At 29.0% G+C, this 23,533-nt stretch carries 21 protein-coding genes; all 21 read left to right on the top strand.

The window, feature by feature from the left end:
- Nucleotides 1-32 precede the first annotated feature (32 nt).
- The 21 genes from HNQ90_RS13570 (at nt 33) to HNQ90_RS13470 (ending at nt 23,523) form a co-directional block, all read left to right on the top strand.
- Nucleotides 33-1,103: a glycosyltransferase family 2 protein gene (locus HNQ90_RS13570; RefSeq protein WP_172625916.1), complete on the top strand. Its 1,071-nt coding sequence runs from the start codon at nt 33-35 to the stop codon at nt 1,101-1,103.
- The gene (locus HNQ90_RS13565; RefSeq protein WP_144117722.1) at nt 1,103-2,251 is read left to right on the top strand and encodes a glycosyltransferase; all 1,149 of its coding nucleotides are present in this window, start codon (nt 1,103-1,105) and stop codon (nt 2,249-2,251) included. The genes HNQ90_RS13570 and HNQ90_RS13565 overlap by 1 nt, the downstream gene beginning before the upstream one ends.
- Nucleotides 2,252-2,255: 4 nt before the next feature.
- The gene (locus tag HNQ90_RS13560) at nt 2,256-3,434 is read left to right on the top strand and encodes a hypothetical protein (protein WP_144117720.1); all 1,179 of its coding nucleotides are present in this window, start codon (nt 2,256-2,258) and stop codon (nt 3,432-3,434) included.
- Between the two features lie 75 nt (nt 3,435-3,509).
- A complete protein-coding gene (locus HNQ90_RS13555; protein ID WP_144117718.1) occupies nt 3,510-4,982 on the top strand; it encodes a hypothetical protein in 1,473 nt (490 codons plus the stop codon).
- A gap of 84 nt (nt 4,983-5,066) precedes the next feature.
- A complete protein-coding gene (locus HNQ90_RS13550; RefSeq protein WP_144117716.1) occupies nt 5,067-6,221 on the top strand; it encodes an acylneuraminate cytidylyltransferase in 1,155 nt (384 codons plus the stop codon).
- A 15-nt stretch (nt 6,222-6,236) separates the two neighbouring features.
- Complete coding sequence (locus HNQ90_RS13545) at nt 6,237-7,112, top strand: N-acetylneuraminate synthase family protein (protein WP_144117714.1); 876 nt, start codon at nt 6,237-6,239, stop codon at nt 7,110-7,112.
- A gap of 1 nt (nt 7,113) precedes the next feature.
- Entirely contained in the window at nt 7,114-7,941 is an 828-nt protein-coding gene (locus HNQ90_RS13540) for a polysaccharide pyruvyl transferase family protein (protein WP_144117712.1), read from the top strand.
- A gap of 1 nt (nt 7,942) precedes the next feature.
- Nucleotides 7,943-9,343: a CDP-glycerol glycerophosphotransferase family protein gene (locus HNQ90_RS13535; RefSeq protein WP_144117710.1), complete on the top strand. Its 1,401-nt coding sequence runs from the start codon at nt 7,943-7,945 to the stop codon at nt 9,341-9,343.
- Nucleotides 9,344-10,489 carry a hypothetical protein gene (locus HNQ90_RS13530; RefSeq protein WP_144117708.1) on the top strand — a complete coding sequence of 382 codons (1,146 nt, stop codon included), beginning with the start codon at nt 9,344-9,346 and terminating at the stop codon, nt 10,487-10,489.
- A 21-nt stretch (nt 10,490-10,510) separates the two neighbouring features.
- The gene (locus HNQ90_RS13525; RefSeq protein ID WP_144117706.1) at nt 10,511-11,473 is read left to right on the top strand and encodes a glycosyltransferase family 2 protein; all 963 of its coding nucleotides are present in this window, start codon (nt 10,511-10,513) and stop codon (nt 11,471-11,473) included.
- 372 nt (nt 11,474-11,845) lie between these two features.
- A complete protein-coding gene (locus HNQ90_RS13520) occupies nt 11,846-12,388 on the top strand; it encodes an acyltransferase (protein ID WP_172625915.1) in 543 nt (180 codons plus the stop codon).
- A 70-nt stretch (nt 12,389-12,458) separates the two neighbouring features.
- Entirely contained in the window at nt 12,459-12,854 is a 396-nt protein-coding gene (locus HNQ90_RS13515; protein ID WP_172625914.1) for an acyltransferase, read from the top strand.
- Nucleotides 12,855-12,862: 8 nt separating this feature from the next.
- Nucleotides 12,863-14,002, top strand: a complete 1,140-nt coding sequence (locus HNQ90_RS13510; protein ID WP_144117700.1) for a glycosyltransferase family 4 protein — start codon at nt 12,863-12,865, stop codon at nt 14,000-14,002.
- 5 nt (nt 14,003-14,007) lie between these two features.
- Nucleotides 14,008-15,537: a glycosyltransferase family 2 protein gene (locus HNQ90_RS13505; RefSeq protein WP_144117698.1), complete on the top strand. Its 1,530-nt coding sequence runs from the start codon at nt 14,008-14,010 to the stop codon at nt 15,535-15,537.
- Between the two features lies 1 nt (nt 15,538).
- Nucleotides 15,539-16,531 carry a glycosyltransferase family 2 protein gene (locus HNQ90_RS13500; protein WP_144117696.1) on the top strand — a complete coding sequence of 331 codons (993 nt, stop codon included), beginning with the start codon at nt 15,539-15,541 and terminating at the stop codon, nt 16,529-16,531.
- Nucleotides 16,531-17,481 (top strand): hypothetical protein, encoded by a 951-nt coding sequence (locus HNQ90_RS13495; RefSeq protein ID WP_144117694.1) that lies wholly within the window; start codon nt 16,531-16,533, stop codon nt 17,479-17,481. The genes HNQ90_RS13500 and HNQ90_RS13495 overlap by 1 nt, the downstream gene beginning before the upstream one ends.
- Nucleotides 17,482-18,597 (top strand): glycosyltransferase, encoded by a 1,116-nt coding sequence (locus tag HNQ90_RS13490; RefSeq protein WP_144117692.1) that lies wholly within the window; start codon nt 17,482-17,484, stop codon nt 18,595-18,597.
- Between the two features lie 3 nt (nt 18,598-18,600).
- Nucleotides 18,601-19,677: a glycosyltransferase gene (locus tag HNQ90_RS13485; RefSeq protein ID WP_144117690.1), complete on the top strand. Its 1,077-nt coding sequence runs from the start codon at nt 18,601-18,603 to the stop codon at nt 19,675-19,677.
- Nucleotides 19,678-19,834: 157 nt separating this feature from the next.
- Nucleotides 19,835-21,052 carry an O-antigen ligase family protein gene (locus tag HNQ90_RS13480; RefSeq protein WP_244962222.1) on the top strand — a complete coding sequence of 406 codons (1,218 nt, stop codon included), beginning with the start codon at nt 19,835-19,837 and terminating at the stop codon, nt 21,050-21,052.
- Between the two features lie 7 nt (nt 21,053-21,059).
- Nucleotides 21,060-22,073 (top strand): glycosyltransferase family 4 protein, encoded by a 1,014-nt coding sequence (locus HNQ90_RS13475; RefSeq protein ID WP_144117688.1) that lies wholly within the window; start codon nt 21,060-21,062, stop codon nt 22,071-22,073.
- Nucleotides 22,074-22,131: 58 nt separating this feature from the next.
- Nucleotides 22,132-23,523 carry an exopolysaccharide biosynthesis polyprenyl glycosylphosphotransferase gene (locus tag HNQ90_RS13470; RefSeq protein ID WP_144117686.1) on the top strand — a complete coding sequence of 464 codons (1,392 nt, stop codon included), beginning with the start codon at nt 22,132-22,134 and terminating at the stop codon, nt 23,521-23,523.
- Nucleotides 23,524-23,533: the final 10 nt, after the last annotated feature.

Genomic DNA, 23,533 nt, shown 5'->3' with positions numbered 1-23,533 from the left:
GCATAAATTTAAAACACATTACATTAACTATATTGATAACCTTAACCTTAACATACAGAAATAGAGATTTAAACATTGTAGAAAAATGTTTAAAATCTTTAAAAATGCAAACTTCTAATGATTTTCGAGTGTTACTAGTTGATTATGGAAGCCATAATAATTTTTCTGAAGCTTTAAAAACTTGTGTTAAAAAATATAGTTTTATTCAACGTGTTTATTGTCCTGTAGAAGGTCAATTATGGAATAAAAGTAGAGCAATAAACATAGCTTTACAACAGTGTGATACGCCTTATTTTTTGGTTGGAGATATAGATTTAATTTTTCATCCAGATTTTATAAAAATAGCAAACAAACTTGCCTCAGAAGATGTACATTATTTTAAGTATAGTTTTTTATCTCAGGAAGAATCCCTAAAAGATAAAAAATTTATTGATTATAAAATTGATTTTGAAGGCAATAAAGAAGTTACTGGTACTACTTTGTTTTCAACTGCTAAGTTAAAGTCTGTAAACGGTTATGATGAGTTTTACCATGGCTGGGGAGCCGAGGACACAGATATTCATATAAGGCTAAAAAACCTTGGGCTAAAAGTTCATTATTACACCGAAAGTATTTTGTTAAAACATCAATGGCACCCGAAGGCATATAGAAACAAAAATAGTTCTAGTCCGTTTCATTCTAATTTAGAACGTGTTAATCATAATTATATGTATTTAACTTTAAATAATAAAATAGTTAATGCAAATACAAACGAAAGTTGGGGATGTTTCCCTAAAGAAGAAGATTATGAAAAATTACTAAATAAACCAGATTTCATAATTGAAATTAAACCCACAGATAATGATTTTTCAGCATTATTGGCTCATTTAAAAAATTGTAAGGGTAAAATTGTGGAGATAAAAATCAATCAGGTTGATATAAAAGATAAACAGCGTCAAAATCTAAAAAAGCTATTAAAAAAGAAATTCTATAACTATTTAGACCTCGAAATAATTAATAATTTACTGTTAGAAGAAATTATAAAGAATTATAGAAGTAAACCTTATAAATACAGGTTTGATAGGGTAAGTGGAAGCATTAATCTTGTTATATATTTAAACTAATGAAGATATTATTAGTTTCTATGCCCTCTTTACATTTTTTTCGATGGACGGAACAGTTGGAAAACTCTGGTCACGATGTGTATTGGTTTGATATTGTTGATGGTAATCCTACAAATAGATTACCATGGGTGAACAAAATAAATGGTTGGCGACTTAAATACCCTAATTTGAAAGGACGTTACTTTATAAAAAACAAATTGCCTTTTTTGTATAATGCTATTTCACCTTATATAGAATGTAATGCGGCTACAGAGTTTGAAAAAACCGTGCTAAAAATAAAGCCGGATCTGGTACATAGTTTTGTTTTGCATATTTCATGCTTACCTATTTTGGAGGTAATGAAGAAACATTCAAAAATAAAATGGGTGTATTCTTCTTGGGGAAGTGATTTGTATAATAAAAAGGGAAAACCTAATTATGAGGCTAATTTAAAAGCGGTATTGTCAACCGTAAACTATTTATTTACTGATTGTGAAAGAGATTATAGTATAGCTTTAAAATATGGTTTTAAAGGCACCTATTTAGGAAGTTATCCTGGTGGTGGTGGATATGATTTTTCAAAATCAGACCAATACATTACTAAAACCATATCAAAACGAAATACAATAATTATAAAAGGGTATCAAGGTAAATTAGGAAGGTGTATTTCTGTTTTAAAGGCTATTATGGAGCTTGAAAAAGAATTAAAGACCTATAAAATAGTTTTTTTTAGTACAGATACCGAAGTTATTCAATTTGCAAATCAAAATAAATTAGAATCTATTTTTGATATAACATTCCATAAAAAAGAAGTATTCTTACCTCAAATAGAAATTCTTAAATTAATGGGTGAATCTTTAGTTTATATTGGTAACAGCAGTTCAGATGGAATGCCTAATACTTTATTAGAAGCCATAATTATGGGAGCATTTCCAATACAATCTAATCCGGGAGGAGCTACTGAAGAAGTCATAGTTCATAGTGAAAATGGTTTTATTATTGATAATCACCGAGATGAAGATGAAATTAAAGGGCATATTTTAAATGCTATTTCTAATCCAGAATTAATTGAAAGGGCATTTATAATAAATCAAAAGAAGGTTAAACCTCATTTTGAAATTGAAAAAATTAAAAGAGAGGTATTAAGTATTTATAAAAACTTTAATTAAGTTGATGATAATATTCCAATCCGAAATTGAATTAGATAATTCTTCTTGCATAATTAAAACCCCTTTTGAGATAAAAGGGGAAAGGCAGAATTTATGGTATAAATTGCCTATAGAGTATAAGGATTTTGTAGTAACAGAAAATATAGATTCGGCATTAGTAGCTTTGTTGCCTTTGGCAATGAAAAATAATGAAAACATTAGTGTTAAAGGTCAGATTTCTGCAAGACTTCATTATACGCTCAACACGTATTTAATTAGAGCATTAAATTTAACTGATAATACTTATAATATAATTAATATTGAGGCAGAAAGACTTAATGTTAATCAATTAAGCAATAAAGAAGGTTTTAATGTTGCTACTGGCATTTCGTGTGGAATTGATTCTTTTTCAACTATAGCTACGCATGGTGAATTGGAAAAGAATGAATATGCTGTAAATTATTTGACTTATTTTAAAGCAGGTTCTCATGGTATTTACGGTGGGGAAATCTCGAATAAGATTTTTGAAAAAGGAATAGATAATGCTAAGAAATTTGCAAAAGAAATGAATTTGCCGATAATCATTATAGAATCTAATATAGGGGAGATAATTAATATCGGTTTTCAAAAATTACACAGTATTCTTCAATTATCTTGTGTGTTAAATATACAAAAAGGAATATCTACTTATTATTACGCATCTGCATTTAGGTATGATTATTTTGATATATCAAATGAAGACACAAGTGGTTGGGACATTATTTTAATTCAGTATTTACAAACAGAATCGTTAAGTTTTTTTTCATCAGTTGTACAATTTACTAGATTAGAAAGAACAAAATTGGTTGCCAACTATAAGCCTTCTTACAATTATTTAGATGTTTGTTTAGATTCATTTAACGCAAAAACGCTTAACTGCTCAAAATGCGAAAAATGTGTACGAACCATGTTAAGTTTAGAGTTGTTGGGTAAAATAGAAAACTATAAAAATGTTTTTGATTTATCAGTTTATAAGGGAGTAAGAGATAATTTTATTGGAAGATTATTGCTCAGCAAAAACTTAAATCAAATAAATCAAGAAATATATTTGAAACTAAAACTAAACAATCAAATTAAATTTAAGCATTATGTTATAGCAATTAATATTTGCATCTTTTCAAAATTTAATAGATTTAAAAAAAATATAAAAAATAAATTGAAGTAAAGTTTTAATTTTTAGCATAATTACTAGTAGCGCAATCAAATCCTTTAATTAAGTTTTTTTTAAAAGCATTACCTAATGAATCATCTTGGAACACAAGAAAATATAAAATCTAATTTTGAGGATATTGAACTAAATTTTCCAGTAGATAAATGGGTAATAAATAATGTTCATGTTTGGCCTTATATAAGGATTAAGTTATATTTTTCAATGTTAACAAGCGCTAAGTTAGTTTCTAATAAAAAACAACTAGTTACAGCTAAGCAGAGTAGTTTATTGACTACTTTTAAGAAACTTAGTAAAGTTTATTATGTTATTGAATCTTTTGTTAAATTAAATTATTTCTTTTTCAATTTAAAGGAGAAAAAAATTCTATTCTTTGGTGCTCACTTCCATCGTGTCCTTCAGGAAGGGCTATATTTTAATCGTTTTTACGACTCTATTGTAGATCATCACGATATTCTGGATGACGTTTATATGGTTGAGTATAAAAGGGTTTATCCAAATAGTTTTAATCAAAAAGCGATTATAGAATTAACGAAACAATTAGAAAATTATAAATTAATTAGCAAGTTTAAGAATAGGTTAAAGGTTGATGAATCTGATGTTTTTCTTGATGAATACGATACTTTCTGTAAACATATTAAAAGTTTAAATTTGGATTCAAAAGTATTAGGTATTACCACGTCAGACCTTATTAAATGGGTAGGTAAAATGGATAGTTTACAAGGTTTTTTTGCCAGATTTTATAAAAAAGTAAAACCTGAAAAAGTGGTGATTTTAGGCTACTATGGCTACGACGATCTTTATGCAGGATTAATTACAGCAAATAAAATAGGTATTGCAACTATCGATTTTCAACATGGTCCGCAAACCAACGTTCATATGGCTTATTCCCACTGGTTAAAAGTTCCTAATTATGGTTTTAATACCATGCCTAATCAATTTTGGAATTGGGATATTAATTCCAAAAAAAATATTGATAAGTGGGCAAGTAAAATAAAGACTATTAAAGTAAAGGTTGTGGGTCAACCATACATTGCGTATTGTAATAACAAAATAAATAAATTGGATTTAAATGATAAGGTTGTTTTGTATAGTTTGCAAACAGCCCCAATAGAATTGTTAACCCCAAACGTTATTCAGTTAATCAAAAATTCAAACTATAAATGGGTTTTAAGGTTGCATCCTCGCAATAATACGGCTATTCATGAAATTGAAAAATTTCTAGTATTAAACAATATTAAAAATAAAACAATTATCGAAAATGCATTTGATAATCCTTTACCTGAAACTCTTGCAAAATCAATATTTCATATTACTAATTATTCTGGATGTGCTTTAGAGTCAAAAATAATGGGTATTCCAACCTTGTTAATTCATAAGGTTGGTAAAGAAATGTTTAACGATTATATAGACGAAAGTTTAGTATACTATATAAATCAAGCGGATGTAGATTTTATAGAAAAGACAGCAACTTTAATTAGTAAAATTGAATCTCAAAATTTTAAATCGGAATTTGTAGAAATTTTTGATCCATTAAAAAAATAGAGTAAAAGATGCTATTGCTCGTAGTTTTTTGTTATTTCAACCATAAAAACTGTATTTTAGCGATTCAAGAGAAATTATTCTTAAATGAAACAAATAGGATTTATTCCATTACGAAAAGGTTCAAAAGGTATACCTAATAAAAATAAACGAAAAATGGTTGGAAGGCCATTGTTTACTTGGGTTTTAGGAGAAGCTATTTTTTCTAACCTAGACGAGGTAGTTGTTTATACCGATGATGAAGCGGTTATCGAATTTATTGCTAAAGAATATCATTGGACTAATAAAGTAACAGCCAAATTACGAAGTAAAGAAAGTGCTAGTGATACTGCCTCTACTGAATTTGCAATGCTTGAGTATTGTGAGTCCATAAGCTATAATTTCGAGTCATTTTGTCTATTACAAGCAACGTCTCCATTTACAAGAAGAGATGATATTAATACCTGTTTAGAAAAACTACAAGATAATTACGATTCTGCAATTACTGTAGTCAATACACACCGTTTTTTATGGGGCAAAGATGGTAAACCTTTAAACTATGACCCTCAAAAAAGACCACGAAGACAAGATTTTGATGGACTTTTAATTGAAAATGGAGCTGTTTATACGACTACAAAAGAAAGTTTAGAAAGCACAAAAAATAGATTAGGTAGTAAAGTCGCCGTTGTTGAAATGCCAGAAGAATCGTTACAAGAAATAGATTCTGAAACCGATTGGACAATTGTTGAACAGTTGTTAATTGAGCGACAAAAAAGAGATAAAAGGTCTGATAAAATAACACATTTTGTTTTAGATGTTGATGGTGTATTTACAGATGGAACGATTACATATACCAAGGATGGTGAGCATACCAAAAAATTTGATATGCGAGACGGAATGGGACTAGAAATATTAAGACAATTTGATATTAAGGTCATGATTATGACTTCTGAAAACTCTGCACTTGTAGCAAAACGTATGGAAAAGTTAAAAATAGAACACGTGTTTTTAGGAGTAAAAGATAAATTTACTTTGCTTAATGAGATTGTCTTAAATGAAGGAATTACGTTAAGTAATGTGGCGTATATAGGAGACGATGTAAACGATTTAACGAATATTTGCAGTGTTGGTTGGTCTTTAATACCTAATAACGCTACAGATATAGTAAAAAGCAATGCAGATGTTGTGCTCTCTAAAAATTCTGGAGCAGGGGCAATAAGAGAAGCTTGCCAGTTTATAATGAATTATAATAAAAGATTTTAATAACCCCAAAGTCTAATGAATACATACAAAAAACCATATATAATAGCAGAAATTGGTTGTAACCATAAAGGTGAAATGGAAATAGCCAAGGAACTTATTAAAGTTGCTAAAATATTCTGTAATGTTGATGCTGTAAAATTTCAAAAACGAAATAATAAAGAACTTCTTACCGAAGCCCAATACAATCAGCCCCACCCAAATCCTGTAAACTCTTACGGAGATACTTACGGCGCGCATAGAGAGTATTTAGAGTTTGATGTTAATCAACATCAAGAGTTAAAATCGTATTGTGAGGAAATAGGGATTACGTATTCAACCTCGGTCTGGGATTTAACTTCGGCAAAAGAAATTACGTCTTTAAATCCAGATTTTATTAAGATTCCATCGGCATGTAATAATAATGTCGAAATGTTAGAATGGTTGTGTGATAATTATAAGGGAGAATTACATATTTCAACAGGAATGACAACTAAATCTGAAATTGAAGATTTAGTGAACCTTTTCAAATCAAAAAACAAAAATAAAGACCTAGTACTTTACAATTGTACATCGGGCTATCCAGTTCCTTTTGATGATGTTTGTCTTTTAGATATTAATTTACTTAATAAAACTTATGGTAAAGACGTCAAGCATGTAGGGTTTTCAGGGCACCACTTAGGCATTGCTGTGGATGTTGCTGCTTTTACCTTAGGTGCAAATATTATTGAAAGACATTATACTATTGATAGAACTTGGAAAGGTACAGACCATGCAGCCTCTTTAGAACCAATGGGTTTACGCAAATTAACTAGAGATGTAAATGCTGTTTACAAAGCTTTACAGTTTAAGAATCAAGATATTTTACCTATTGAGCAAGTACAGCGCGATAAATTAAAAAATCAAAAAGGATAGCATGTTTTCATCCAATAAAATTAGATTGTTTTGGTGGAACGAGATTAAACTACAAAAAAAACCTAAAGAGAATTACGGAGATCTTTTGGGTAAATACCTTGTTGAAAAAATATCTAGTAAGAAAGTAATTTGGTGTAAACCAGCTAATTTTTATATTCAAGATTTTTTCTCTCCTATTTATGTTACAATTGGTAGTGTTTTAACCCATGTAAATAAAAAATGTATTGTTTGGGGAAGTGGTATTATATCTAAAGAATATAAAATTAAAAAAGCTGCTTTTTTAGCAGTTAGAGGACCACAAACAAGAAAGCATTTAATAGATCAAGGTTTTAGTGTACCAGAAATATACGGAGACCCAGCACTTTTGTTGCCTAAATATTATAACCCTAAAGTTGAAAAAGAATATAAATTTGGAATCATTCCTCATTATAGAGATTTTAAAAAGGTTAATGAGTTTTATAAAGATCAAGAAGGTGTTTTGTTAATTGATTTAATGACTAATGATGTTGAGACAACCACAGATTTATTTTTAAAATGCGACAAAATAGTGTCTTCATCACTGCATGGTATTATTGTGGCACATACCTACGGAATACCAGCAGTATGGCAAAAATTCTCAGATGATGTTTTTGGAGACGATATTAAATATCAAGATTATTTTGAATCTGTAAATATTAAACCTTATACGCCAGTAATTATTGATATAAAAATGAATATGAGTGATTTGGATATGATTTTTGAAAATAAATCAACACTCCCAAAAAAAGAAGTAATAGATAAAATGTGTAAAAAATTAATGGAAGTTTGCCCGTTTAAATCCGATTTTTAGAATGAAAAAAAAAGTATTTGTTTTTTTTCCAGATGGCGTTGGTTTAAGAAATTTTGCCTTTACCGATTTTAAAAATATCGGTAAGAATATGGGTTTTGATATTACTTATTGGAACAATACCATATTTTCTTTAAAGGATAATTTGGGATTTAATGAAGTTAAAATTGAAGATCACTCTGCACATCCATTATTACCTATTTATTCTAGAGCTAGAAAACGAGCAGAATTAAATGTATCAAGAGATAAATTTAAGGATAGCGTTTATCCAACTTATAAATTCCCTTTTAGTTATAAAGGGCTAAAAAATATATTTAAAAGCCTTTACACTAAATGGTTGATAGGTTTGTATTCATCAGAGAATGGGGTTGTAAAATTAAGAGCCAAGATTAATAAATTAGAGCGGTCAACTTCAAAATATAAATATTGCAGAGCGCAACTAGAGACGCATAAACCAGATTTAGTATTTTGTACTACGCAGCGTGCTACACAGTCCATAAGCGCATTATTAGCAGCCCAAGATTTAGGAATTCCTACGGTTGCCTTTGTGTATTCTTGGGATAACGTGCCGAAAGCAATGCAAGTAGTTGAAACTGATTATTACTTTGTTTGGAGTGATTTAATGAAAAGCGAAGTGTTACAATATTACCCGTTTGTGAAAGAAAATCAAGTTTTTATAACAGGAACACCACAATTTGAGCCACATTACAATACATCGTTAAAACAGAGTAGAGAAGTCTTTTTTAGTGATTATAATTTAGATATTGATAAAAAGTATATCTGTTATTCTGGTGATGATGAAACCACTTCGCCTTTAGATCAATATTATTTAGAAGATTTAGCAAATGCGGTTAGAAGTTTAAATGAAAAAGGCGAAAACTTGGGTATTATATATAGAAAATGCCCTGTCGATTTTACAACTAGATATGATGCCGTAATTGAGGCTAATAAAGATATTATTGCAGTTATAGATCCTATTTGGAAACAAGTTGGAAGCCAATGGAATCAAATATTACCAACGCCTGAAGATTTTAAATTATTATATAATGTATGTGAGCATAGCGAGTTTGTAACAAATGTGTGCTCATCTACCGTTTTCGATTTTTTAGCGCATAAAAAGCCTTGTATTTATTATAATTATGAGCAGCCTCAATTAAAAAAGGGGATTAGAGATATTGGCCAAAATTATAAATACGTTCATTTTAGAAGCATGCCAAGTCAAAAAGCTGCTGTATTTTGTACAGATAAAAATGATTTAGAATATTTGGTTAAGCAGATTTTAGATGGACAACTATCAAATGTAGAGGAGTGTAAAGACTGGTATAAAATTGTGGCCGGAACTAATCCAACCAAAGCATCAGAAACTATTTGGCGCATTATAAAAATGTTACTAACCGCAAATTAGATGAAAGAAAAACAAATTAAAATTCATAATAATATACTCATTGCTATTATAGTTTTAAGTATTATTTCTTCATTGAGAGTATTATTCACTTCTTTAAAATTAGATGAACTTACTTATTATAAAGTCTCAGAGAACCTGTTACAAGGTAAGTATAATTTAAAAAACCATCCTTCTTCGGTTGCACCAGCAATACCATTCGTGTTTTCAATTTTCACTATTAAATCATATCCGCTTTTAGGTTTTATATTAAATAGAATTTTTAATATTTGTTTGGTAGGTTTTGGTTTTTATTACATAGTACTATTTCTTAAGAAACAAAAAATTAAAAAGCTTATTATATTATGCATTTTGGCGTTGGTGGCTGTAAATCCAAACTCTGTAGCCTGGTTTGGTACATTATATCCAGAATCTTTAATATTTTTCTCTTTCTGGGGTTTTATTTATTACGCTTCGCAACCTGCCAAACGTATTAACTTAATTAAAATGCTATGTTTTTTTACATTAATAGTTTTTACCAGGTATGTATACGCTGTATTAGGTTTAGTTGTATTAATTAATTACTATGATTATTTAAAAGAAAATTTTAACAAGTATAGCGTAACAATTATTAAGTATTCATTATTATTTTTGATTCCTTTTTTGTTTTGGGGTAAATATATTTTAAATGTAGAAGAACAGAATCTTTCTGAAATTAGTTATTTTGAAAGGTATAAGATAGATAACCCAATATTATATAATATAAAATGTGGTTTGGGTTTGGAAAAGCATCATGAAGTTGATAAAATCAATGGTATTCCAGCTTTTGCCTCATTGTTTATTCCAATAACAGGCTTTAGGAATTATACAATAAGTCTTATTTTAATATTTGGTTTTATTTGTGGGTTGATTAAGCATATAAAACGATGTGCAATTAAAAAGCTTTTAATTGCAACTGTATTAATAATGTTTGGTTTTATTTTAGCCGGAACAGGGTTTAGTCGTTATTGGTTAATGCTGCTTCCAGCTATTTATTTAGGATATTTCTACTTATTTAAAATGCTGAATATTAATAATAAATGGTTTATTTATGCGTCTCAAATAATCTCTTTAGTTTATATTGTGAATGAAGTTAGAATAGATATACTAGTAATTGAGCGATATTTTTAATATTCAATTTTAATAAACACCATGGCTTTAAAAAAAATAATAATTTACATGCCTGCTTTTAACGAACAAGATACCATATATAAAGTATTAAAGTCTGTACCTAAAATGTATGATGGTTTTGATGAGGTGGAATTATTAGTTGTAAATGATGGAAGTATTGATAAAACGGAAGAAGAAGCTATAAATGCAGGTGCTAAAGTTATAAGCCATAATCACAATCAAGGTGTAGGTAAAGCATTCCAAACAGCTGTTAATTATGCTTTAACACACCATGCGCAAGTTTTGGTTAGTATAGATGCAGATGGTCAATTTGATGTTAATCAAATAATTGAAATGATTACTCCAATAACAGAAAAGCTAGCAGATTTTTGTACAGGTATTAGGTTTCAACAAGGGAAACCAGAAAATATGCCAAAAGTTAAATACTGGGGTAATAATTTGGTTAGCCATATAGTTAGTTTTGTTAGTAAAACTAAAATTCAAGATGCTTCATGTGGGTTTAGAGCTTATAACCGAGATTGTTTATATAACTTAAATTTACAAGGGGATTTCACATATACCCACGAAACCATATTAGATTTATTACACAAAAACTATAAGATATCTCAAATTCCTGTAATTGTTAGTTATTTTGATGGACGAATTTCAAGAGTCGCTAATAACATTTTAAAGTATGGGTTTAAAACGTCAACAATAATATTCAAATGCCTTAAGGATTATAAACCATTACAATTCTTTTTATACATTGCTTTATTCATTTTTGGTTTAGCAATATTTTCTGGTGGATTTGTTTTGTTGCATTGGATTAATAACAACAGTATAACGCCTTACAAAAGTATTGGTATTATTAGTTTAGCTTTAACAGGAATGTCGCTTTTGTTAACTGTATATGCGCTAATGGCTGATATGCTAGGAAGAATTAGAGACAATCAAGAGAAGATTTTATATTTTCAAAAAAAGACTTACTTTGAAAATAATAAATAAAGAAACATCAAAACAATTAATAAAGTACATTGGCATAAGTATTATAGGCTATTGTTTTGTGTTTCTTAGCCTTTATTTGCTAGTAGATAGGTTAAATGTCGATAAATCGATTTCATTTATGATTGTTTATGGTGTTGCTTATGTATTATTATATTCAGTACAATTAAAATTTTTATTTAATAAAGCTCATAATAAATATAACTTAATAAGATTTTGTTTTTCAATCTTTTCATTTTACATTTTAGCCAATATTTTTTATAATATTGGTATTTATCTAGAAATTAATTATTTAATTTCAACAATATTGACTGTAATTATATTAATGCCCTTGCGCTTTTTAGTTTCAAAATTTTTAGTTTTTAAATAAGAAAGATGTATAAATTATTGTACAAAATAGATTATGTACTTCAGCGGTTTTTTACATCGCTTGTATTTACAATTCCCGTAATAAAATATTTAAAAAAAATATACTTTTATTTAAGGTTTAAGTCGGTTCACATTGAAGTTACTAATAATGTAGTGATAACAAATTTTGATAAGTTTAATGAAAATACGGATATTAAATTTATGGGGCCTTGTGTGTTTTCAAGAAATATAGAGGTTGATTACTCAGGAGGAATTATTTTTGGAAAAAATGTAACTATTTCAAATAATGTTATTATTCAAACTCATAAACATGAATACGATAACTTAAGTCTCTTTGAAAATAGAACATCTTCCTCTCCTTTAATAATTGGTGATGAGGTATGGGTGTGTAATAATGTCATTATAACTAACACAGTAACTAATATTGGTAAAGGCGCAATAATTGCAGCAGGATCTGTTGTGACTAAAAACGTAGCACCAAATAGTATTGTTGCTGGAGTTCCAGCAAAACATTTAAAATACAGAAAATTATCAGGTTATGAATCATAAGGCTACATGGGATAAGCTCTCCTTTTCTTTTTTCAAAAAAGCCATCAAGTTTTTTTTATTACATATATCAATGCAATTTTTTATTCCACCTTCAATTCGAACTATGTTTTTGCAATTACATGGTGTTAAATTTAAAAAACGAAAAACAGTATTTATTGGTACTAATGTTTTATTTGATAATTTGAGAAATACGCAAACATATATTGGAGAAAATGTTACTATTACAACTGGTGTTAAAATTATAAATCATTTCCCTGTTTTATCTACCAAAGGTGTTTTAGAATATAAAATGGGTAATATTGCTATAGGTGATAATGTTTTTATAGGAATGAATAGTTTAATCATAAAACCAGTAACCATTGGTAATAGTGCTGTTATTGGAGCAGGAACTGTAGTTACCAAAGATATTCCTGATAATGCTATAGTAGTAGGTAATCCAGCCCGAATTATAGGTTCGAATAAATAATTTTAAACATGCACATAGGTTTTATAACACCTGAATATCCACATCCCAAGGTTAAACAAGCCGCAGGAATAGCTACGAGTATAAAAAATTTAGTCGTTGTTTTAGTGAGTAAGGGAGTCAATGTAACAGTATTTGTTTATCACCAAAATAAATCCGAGGTTTTTAAGGATGAAGACGTAGAAATTCATTTAATACCATCAAAAAAGTATAAACTATTTACGTGGTATTTATATAGAAAACATATTCAGAATTACATAAACCTAGTTGTAGATAAAAAAGAAATTGATATTTTAGAAGCACCAGATTGGACTGGAATTACAGCATTTATGAGATTGAAAGCTCCTTTATTCATTAGGTTTCATGGTAGCGATGCCTATTTTTGCAAATTAGAAAATAGGAAGCAAAAGTTTAAAAACTTTATGTTTGAAAAACTAGCTCTAAAACGAGCTGCTGCTTATATAGCTCCAACAGATTTTGCAGGTTCATTAACGCAAAAAATATTTGATTTAAAAAAAGAGGATATTAAAACCATTCATAATGGTTTGTCTTTAGAGAATTTTAAAAATGAATCTCCAGAAATTTTTAAAAGGAACAACATACTTTATATAGGAACTATAATAAGAAAAAAAGGAGTTTTAGAATTAGCTAAAATCTTCAATAAAGTTATTGCAGAAAATCCAGGAGCAAAATTAATTTTAATAGGAGGAGATTCATCAGATATTGAAACAGGTGAAAGTTCAACTTATAAATTGATGGAAAAGATTTTTTCAGATGAAGCAAAAAAACAAGTCAACTATTTAGGTAAAATACCTTATAAAGAAGTTAGGAAACATATAAAAAATGCTCATATCTGTACATTTCCTTCTTTCGCAGAAACCTTAGGTATGGTAACTATTGAATCTATGGCTATGCAAAAACCTGTAGTAAACACAAATATAGGTTGGGCTAATGAATTAATTGATGATGGGGTTAATGGCTATTTAGTTCATCCAGAAGATATAGAGTTGTATACCGAAAAATTACTTGAATTAATAAATGATGATAAATTGTGTTTGAAATTTGGAAAGGCTGCTAGACAAAAAGTAGAAACATTTTTTGATATTAATAAAAATGCAGATATTAATATTGATTATTATAAATCTATTTAAAAAAAATGATTCTACTTACACATAACGAAGACAAGGTTATAGAAATCATTGATTTAGAAACAAATCAATTAATAGAAGGGTCTTTTAACAAACCCATTAAGGCTTTATTTTATGTTGCAGATCATTATAAAGAAAGGCTATTAGTTTGGTGTCATGAATCTTTTAAGCCATTTTTAAATATTAAAGAAATCAAAAAATCATTTCATCTTAAAAATATGATGATGTCTTATAGCAGGCATCAATATTTACCCGAACAAATTGGATATGTTGAAGATTCTCCCTTTTTGAAGGTGAACAAGAGTGTAAAGTACCCAACATGGCTTATGAGCAGTAATGTTGGAGCCATATATGCATCGCAATTACTTAAATTTAAAAATCAAGTTAAAGAAAATGAATCTTTTGATTTTGTTTTAAATTCTATTGCGAAACTTGGCATGCCTAAGGGACTTTTTTGTTATTCTGAGCCTAAACTTTTAAGGGAAAACGTATCAAATAACTTAAATGTTAGAGCTTCATATTCTCAGTTGTTTAAGTTCGTTAAACACTATTACAAAGGTGTTTGGAGTGTATTGTTATTTTTTAATTTTATAATTTATGATAGTAAATTCCTCTTCCTGTCCTTCCTTAAAACTATTTTTATTAAAAAAGTTACTTATTCATCAAGTTTTAGTTTAGAAGCACTAAATAAACCAAACATAAAGGATGTTACAATTGATGTTATTATACCTACATTAGGAAGAAAAAAATTTTTACAAGACGTTCTGTTAGATTTGGAAAAGCAAACGCTACTGCCAAAACAGGTTATCATTATTGAGCAAAACGGGGATAAGAATAGTAAAACTGAATTGGAGTTTATTTCTAATAAATCATGGCCTTTTAAAATCATACATAAGTTTATTAATCAAACCGGAGCTTGTAATGCTAGAAACTTAGCTTTACAAAGTATAACGGCAGACTATGTTTACTTAGCAGACGATGATAATAAGTTTGATGCCAACTTACTTAAAAGCATTATACTAAAAATGCAGTCATTTAATTTTAATGTAATAGCTATGAGTTATTTACAGAAAAATGAGCTTGAGAAAAATAAGAATATTATTCAGTGGACTACTTTTGGCGGAGGTAGTAGTGTAATAGCATCAAAATATTTAGAGACTGTTAGTTTTAACATGGCTTATGAGTTTGGTTATGGGGAGGACACAGATTTTGGCATGCAATTAAGAAATCTTGGAGCAGATATTATATATACGCCAGATATAAAAATATTGCATTTAAAAGCACCAATAGGAGGATTTAGAACTAAATTTATACACCCTTGGGAAAAGAGCAAAAAACTTAAACCAAAACCATCGCCTACGGTTATGTTAAGTAGAATGACAAACACAACCAAACATCAATTACTTGGGTACAAAACAGGTCTTTTTATAAAGTATTACAAAAGTCAGAATATTAAAAACCCTTTTAAGTACTACATAATGTTTAAAAAACAATGGCAAGAAAGTGTAAATTGGGCTAATACATTGAAAAATGGATAATATGAATTTCTCTTTAGTAGTATGTACATATATGAGACCAATGGCTTTACAGAATTTATTAAATTCGGTAAGCAAGCAAACATTATATCCAAACGAAATTATTATTGTTGATGGTTCTTTAGATGATAGTACGTCTAATATTTTTAAAAATAGCACTATTAAAAATTTAAGATATAAATTGGTTGATAGTGATAATAGAGGGTTAACCAAACAAAGGAATTATAGCATTAAAATGATTGGTGCAGGTATTGATGTAGTTTGCTTTTTGGATGATGATATTGTTTTAGAAAAAAATTATTTTCAAAACCTAATTGATACCTATAAAACGAAAACAGATGCTTTAGCAGTTGGCGGTTATATTAAAAACGAGGTTTTATGGAAAAAAGAAAAAGCGCCAAAAAGTGTAAACAAATTTTATTTTGATGGGTGGATGCGTACAGAGCCTTCTCGTTTCAAATTAAGACGAAAATTTAATTTACTACCAGATACACCGCCTGGGTATTTGCCTACATTTGCACATGGCAGGTCCATTGGGTTTTTACCTCCTTCTGGTAAAATTTATCAGGTAGAGCAAATAATGGGAGGTGTTTCCTCTTATAAAAAAGAGGTGTTTAATCATTTGTCTTTTTCTACCTATTTTGAAGGATATGGACTTTATGAGGATACCGATTTTAGTTTACGAATTGCTAAAAGAGGTAAGTTATATGTCAACACCGCTGCACAATTAAACCATTATCATGATATTGGTGGTAGGCCAAATAAGTTTAAGTATGGTAAAATGGTAGTGAGAAATGGTTGGTATGTGTGGCGCGTAAAGTACCATAAACCAGAACTAAAGTCAAGGTTGAAATGGCATTGTACTGTTTTTTTGTTAACCGTTATAAGGCTAAGTAATTCTATAACAAGTAACCAAAAAAAAGAAGCTTTAACCGAAAGTTTGGGACGAATTGTTGGCTGGCTTTCTCTTATAATTAACAAACCAAAAATTAATTAATGGAAACCATACAGATATTAAATATTCCAAATTTTTATGCGTCTTATTACTTGCACGGACTTAATAAAGAGTTTAAGGTAAAATTCAAAATGGACGATAGGTTTTTAAAATATAATAACAGACCTTTTTTAATTTTTAGTTTAAACAATAAAATTGCTGTTATAAATAATGATGATCCCGTTTATTTTGATCAAAAACTATATGAGCTTTCTGACACTTACTTTGTAACTAATAAACTTTTAGATAATACATCCTTTCAGCAAGAAAAAGTAAAACCGCTTTTTCCGCATTATCCAATTAATATTGTGCCATTTTATTTAAAATTTTTTAATCTTAACCTATTAAAACACTTAAAATTTAAAGCTTTAATTAAAGAGATTTATACCTTAAAAAGAAGACCTGTTTATAAAGATTATCAGTTAAAAGCGGAAAAAGATAATTATATCTTTTTTTCTTCTAGTATATGGAAAAATGAAAAAGAAACAAATACTATTCGAGCTGAATTTATTCGATACTGTAAAGCTGATAAACGCGTAACTTTTGAAGGTGGTTTTATACCGCGATCAGACGGAGATAATCTTAATTTTGAAGCAGAGTTAAATCATGTAAAATACCCACCCAATACGTTTTCTAAATTAAGTAAGAAATCTAAAATAGTATTAAACAATGCAGCGGTTTGGGGAGCAGTAAGTTGGCGATTAGCAGAGTATTTAAATCAAAGCTTGTTTGTTTTGTCATTTCCTTTTAAAATTGAGCTTCCTGTAACCTTAAAACATGAAGAAGAAATTTATTCAATAAGTAAAAATAGTGAATATAAAGTTGTTTTTGATAAGGTTTTAAATAATCCGGATTATCATAAGAAAATAGCAAAAAAAGGAAAGGAATATTTTTCAAAACACTGTACACCAAGTGCCCAAGCAAAATATATTGTAACGACGCTTTTAAATTAGATGAAATTCTTAATTATTACTCATGTTGAGCATAAATTAAATGGTAGATGTATTTCTGCCTATGCTCCGTATGTGCGTGAAATGAATATTTGGTTAAAACATGTAGACGACGTTGTAATTGTAGCCCCAAAAACCTCTGATGCTATTGGCAGTATTGATTTAGAGTATAAGCATAATAGTATTCAATTTAATAAAATTGAACATATTCAGTTTACAAGTGTTTTAAACATGCTTAGTTCGCTGTTTAAAATGCCTTTAATTTTAATCTCTATTTATAAACAAATAAAAAAAGCAGATCATATTCATTTGCGCTGTCCTGGTAATATTGGACTATTGGCATGTATTGTGCAAATATTTTTTCCAAAGAAAATTAAAACAGCCAAATACGCTGGCAATTGGGATCCTAAAGCTAAACAACCCTCAAGTTATAGGTTTCAAAAGTGGATATTATCCAATACTTTTTTAACGAAAAATATGTCGGTTTTGGTATACGGCCAATGGGAAAATCAAACCAAAAATATTAAACCCTTTTTTACAGCAAGCTATTTTGATAGCGAAAAGGTAAAGCCGGAAATAAGGAGTTATACTGAAATTTTAAAATTTGCATATGTTGGTGGTTTGGTAAGTGGTAAGCGCCCATTACTAGCAATTAAAATTATAGAAAACCTACATAAAACTGGAAATAATGTACGTCTTGATATGTATGGAGAAGGGGAGCGAAAAGGAGAATTAAAAGAGTATATTTCTAAAAATAAATTAGAGGGTTTTGTAAAGCTACAAGGGAATAAAGAAAAACAAATTATAAAAGAAGCATTTCATAAAACGCATTTTTTAATATTACCATCAAAATCCGAAGGCTGGCCAAAAGCAGTTGCAGAAGCTATGTTTTTTGGATCCATACCCATATCAATGTCTATTTCTTGCATTCCTTTTATGCTAGACTATGGTAAAAGAGGACTATTGATAGAGCCAAATGTAGAAATGGCAGCAAATAAAATTGTATCCTTTTTAAATAAGGAAGGAGAACTGCAAGAAATGTCTAAATTAGCATCAAATTGGTCTCAAAAATATACTTTAGATGTTTTTGAAACTGAAATCGCAAAATTACTAGGCTAATACATGAGAGTTTTACAATTAATAGATTCTTTGCAAACAGGTGGTTCAGAAAGGGTTGCGGTAAACGTAGCCAATGCTTTAGCATCAGAAATAGAATATTCCGGGTTATGTGTTACTAGAAAAGAGGGACTTTTAAAAGAAGAAGTCTTAAAAACGGTTAATTATTTATTTGTAGATAAAAAACATGTAATAGATATAAAATCAATACGCCAATTGAGTGCTTTTGTTAAACTCAGAAAAATACAAATTATCCATGCACACTCATCGTCCTTTTTTTTAGCAACTATAATTAAGTTTTTAAATCGAAATGTAAAAGTAATTTGGCATGATCATTATGGAAACAGTGAGTTTTTAAATGAAAGAAATGCTAGTGTTTTAAAATGGTGTTCAAAACATTTTTCTCATGTTTTTAGTGTCAATCAAGATTTGCAGGTTTGGGCGAAACAAAATTTAAAAGTCGAAAGTGTATCATACCTACCAAATTTTGCAACATTAAATATTAATTTAAAAGAAACACGTTTAAAAGGGGAAGCAGGTAAACGTGTTGTTTGTTTAGCAAATTTAAGAGTTCAAAAAGATCATTTTACACTTATTAAAGCTTTTGCTATTGTGGTTAATAAATATCCAAATTGGACGTTACATTGTATTGGTAAAGATTTTAATGACGACTATTCCAATGAAGTAAAAAACAAAATAAAGGAGTTGAACTTAGAATCTTCAATTTATTTTTATGATGCCAAACCAGATATTTATAATATTTTAACTCAATGTGAAATAGGAGTATTATCTTCTAAATCTGAAGGGTTACCAATATCCTTATTAGAGTACGGACTATCTAACTTGGCTGTTATTACCACTCGTGTTGGCGAGTGTGAGACAGTTATAAATCATAACGTTAATGGCTTGTTAATAGAACCATCATCATCAAGTGAATTAGCGAAAGCTATAATGATTTACATTGAAAACAAGGAATTGAGACATGCTTTTAAGAATCAGTTTACTCAGCATGTCGAAGAAAATTATTCAATTAAATCTCAAATTAAAACGATTATTAATACCTATAAATCTTTATTAAAATAAAAAATTGAAGAACTATAATTACATAAAAGTTATTGGTTTACATGCTTTAATAGGGTTATTAATTTATGTGGTTTCTTCCTTGTCGGTTATTTATTTAATTAGCATTTTTTTTTATTTTACCTATAAGATATATAATTCTAAGCCATCTCAAAAAGCTTTGAATGTTTTATTAGCTTGTAGTTATATTGTCGGAGCAGAGGTTTTTATTAGAATGACAGGAGGTAACTTTCTATATGAAGCTTCAAAATATTTAGTTATATTTTTTACTTTGTTAGGGCTTTTTACTATTAAATTAAACAGGCAGCCAATTCCTTATATAATATACATATTCTTGCTTATTCCTGGGATTCTAGTGGCAGGATTAAATGCTACAGAGCAATCGTCTTTAAGAACTGATATTGCATTTAATTTAAGCGGACCAATTTGCCTAGGCATCGTATCTGTCTTTTGTTATAACAAAAAAATAAGCTACAATAATTTACATAAAATAATGTTGTATTTAGCTTTGCCTTTAATCGCAATGACCGTGTATTTGTTTTTTTATACCCCAGATATCAGAGAAACTTTAAGAGGAACGGGGTCCAATTTTGCTGCTTCAGGAGGGTTTGGACCTAATCAAGTATCTACAGTTTTAGGGATAGGTATGTTTGTGTTTACTTTAAGATTTTTTATGCAATCACCAAGTTTGTCTCTTAAAATAATAAATGGAATATTGTTAGCTGCTATGAGTTTTAGGGGGATTGTAACTTTTAGTAGAGGAGGTATTTTAACAGCTTTAATTATGATTGGCGCATTTTTATTTTTCTATTTTAAAAAAGTAAATGTAAAAGCTAAATTTAGAATAAGTAGGCTAGTTATAGTTTTTGTAAGTCTAGGTTTAATTGTATGGTTATTTTCGTCAATTCAAACAAGTGGTTTAATCGATAATAGGTATGCTAATAGAGATGCTTTAGGAAGAGAAAAACAAGATATTTCAACCGGTAGAAGCGATTTGATTTCTTTCGAATTAGAAGAGTTTTATAATAATCCAATTTTAGGAGTTGGTGTTGGTAAAATTAAACAATTAAGAGAACAAAAAGCAGGTATCCTTGCAGCATCGCATAACGAAATGAGTCGTATCTTATCAGAACATGGTTTGTTTGGAGTAGCTGCGTTTTTAGTATTATTGCTCACACCTTTAATTTTTAGATTTAATAATAAATCGAATGTGTTTTTTTATTCATGTTATTTGTTTTGGTTTTTAACCATAAATCATTCAGCTATGCGTATTGCTGCACCTGCCTTTATTTATGGATTATGCTTATTAGATATTCAATACAAAATACCTCGTTCTAAAGCACACAACAAGATAGTAGTAAAGAAAAATAAATTTTAATAAACTATTGAAAACCTTAATATACATTGGTAATAAAGCCAATAATAATTCTAAAGCGAATCTATCTTCTATTGATGTGTTGGGACCATTATTTATGCAAATTGGGTTTAAGGTTTATTCAGCGTCTAGCAAGAAAAACATAGTATTTAGATTATTAGATATGTTACTAGTATGTTTTAAGCATAGAAAAAATGCCAATTACGTTATTATTGATACTTATAGTACACTAAATTTTTATTATGCTTTTTTTGTAAGCCAATTATGTAGAGTTTTAAAGATACCTTTTATTCCAATTTTACATGGCGGAAACCTCCCAGAAAGAATTAAAAAGTCTCCAAAGTTATCTAAAGCCATATTTCATAATGCACATGTTAATATTGCACCATCGTTATATATAAAATCTAAATTTGAAGCTGAAGGTTTTAAAAATATAATAAATATTTCAAATTCTATCGAGCTTAATAATTATAAGTTTAAACCAAGAACGTTGAGTAAGGTTAATTTACTTTGGGTACGTTCGTTTTCTAAAATTTATAATCCCACATTGGCAATAGATATTTTAAGCGGCTTAAAAGAGAGAGGTATAATAGCTAGTCTTTGTATGGTAGGTCCGGATAGCGATGGTAGTTTAAGAAAAGTGCAAGGTTATGCTAAGAAAATGCAGGTAGAAGTGCGTTTTACAGGTAAATTATCTAAGCCAGAATGGATTAAACTTTCAGAAGATTATAACATTTTTATAAACACTACTAATTTTGATAATATGCCGGTAAGTGTCATTGAGGCTATGGCATTGGGGCTTCCCATAGTATCCACAAATGTTGGAGGTATGCCGTATTTAATTGACAACCATAACAACGGGTTACTCGTGCCTCCCAATTCATCTAAAGTATTCGTAGAAGCTATTCAAGAGCTTATAGAACAACCGTTAAAAAGACAGCAACTTATACAAAATGCTAGATTGCTGGCAGAAAAAATGGATTGGAAGAGAATTGAAAAGCAATGGCTTAAAGTATTAAAATAATTAAGTTGTAATAAAATTATACTTCTTATATTTAAACCCCGTTACAAATCCCTCTCAAATGGCTAAAAGCAGCATTCATTTTAACATATCTGAACGAAAAATTCTTTTGCGGGTTTTTGATATCGTAACTATACTTTCAGTACTTTATCTAGTAGGGAATACCTTTGATTTTGATTATTTCATACTAACTACAGAAAAGTGGGCATGGGGTGTAATCCTTATACTTTATATTTCTGTATTTGGAACCATTTTTGAAATATATGATTTACAAAAGTCTAGCAAAATTGATAGTATAGCATCAGGAATTGTGCTAACATCTTCCATTACTGTTTTATTTTATCTGTTAACACCATTTTTTACACCTTTATTGCCAGATAATAGACTACAAATATTATTCTTTTATTTCTCAATTCTTAGTGCCTTGTTTATTTGGCGAATATGCTATGTTACTTTTATAGGGACACCTCGGTTTTATAAAAAGGTTTTAATTATTGGCGAAACGTCTAATATAGAAACCATTATTGAGGCCTTTAAAGGTGCCGATCCTAATTATAAAATTATTGGATTTGTAAATTGCGAAGTGAATACTTTGGAGACTATTAGATTTAAAGGTATTAAGGAGTATTTACCTAGCCAAATAAGGGAGGTTATTAATCAACAAAAAATATCTGAGATTGTTGTGGCTAGTTACAATTCGGAGAATATTACTTCCGAGGTATATTATACCTTAATTAAATTATTAGAAGAAGGTTTTCCTATAAATGAGTATACTCAGGTTTATGAGGATATGACGAATCGTGTACCTGTGCAGTTTGTAGGTAAAGATTTTTATAAATACTTTCCTTTTAGTAGAAGTAATCAAAATAAACTGTATTTATTTTTCCATCGCCTTTTCGATATACTAATTGCTATAATTGGAATTTTAATTGGAACTGCAGTTTTGCCAATTATTTTAATAGGTAATTTACTAGGAAATAGAGGCCCCCTTTTTTATTCCCAAGACAGAATAGGTAAAAACGGAAAAATTTTTAAAATTATTAAGTTTCGTACTATGATAAAAAATGCCGAAAAATCTGGAGCTGTTTGGGCGAAAAAAGGAGATTCTAGGATAACACCTTTTGGTAAATTTATGAGACATTCTAGATTAGATGAATTCCCTCAATTTATAAATATTTTAAAGGGAGAAATGAGTTTGATTGGTCCTAGACCAGAGCGTCCGTTTTTTGTAAAAGAATTAGCGCAAATGCTACCTTTTTATGAAACCCGACATATTGTAAAACCTGGATTAACAGGTTGGGCACAAGTAAAAACAAGATATGGAGCATCTATTGATGATAGTCTACTTAAACTGCAATATGATTTGTATTATATTAAGCACAGAGGTTTTTTTATAGATATGAATATTGTGATTAAAACCCTAAGCACCATGATATTCTTTAGAGGGCAATAGAGCAGTTTAT

This window comes from Algibacter amylolyticus, from assembly GCF_014202225.1.
Taxonomy (GTDB): Bacteria; Bacteroidota; Bacteroidia; order Flavobacteriales; family Flavobacteriaceae; genus Algibacter_B; species Algibacter_B amylolyticus.
Note: the sequence above shows the minus strand (reverse complement) of the source record. Positions and strands in the feature narration are given on the sequence as shown.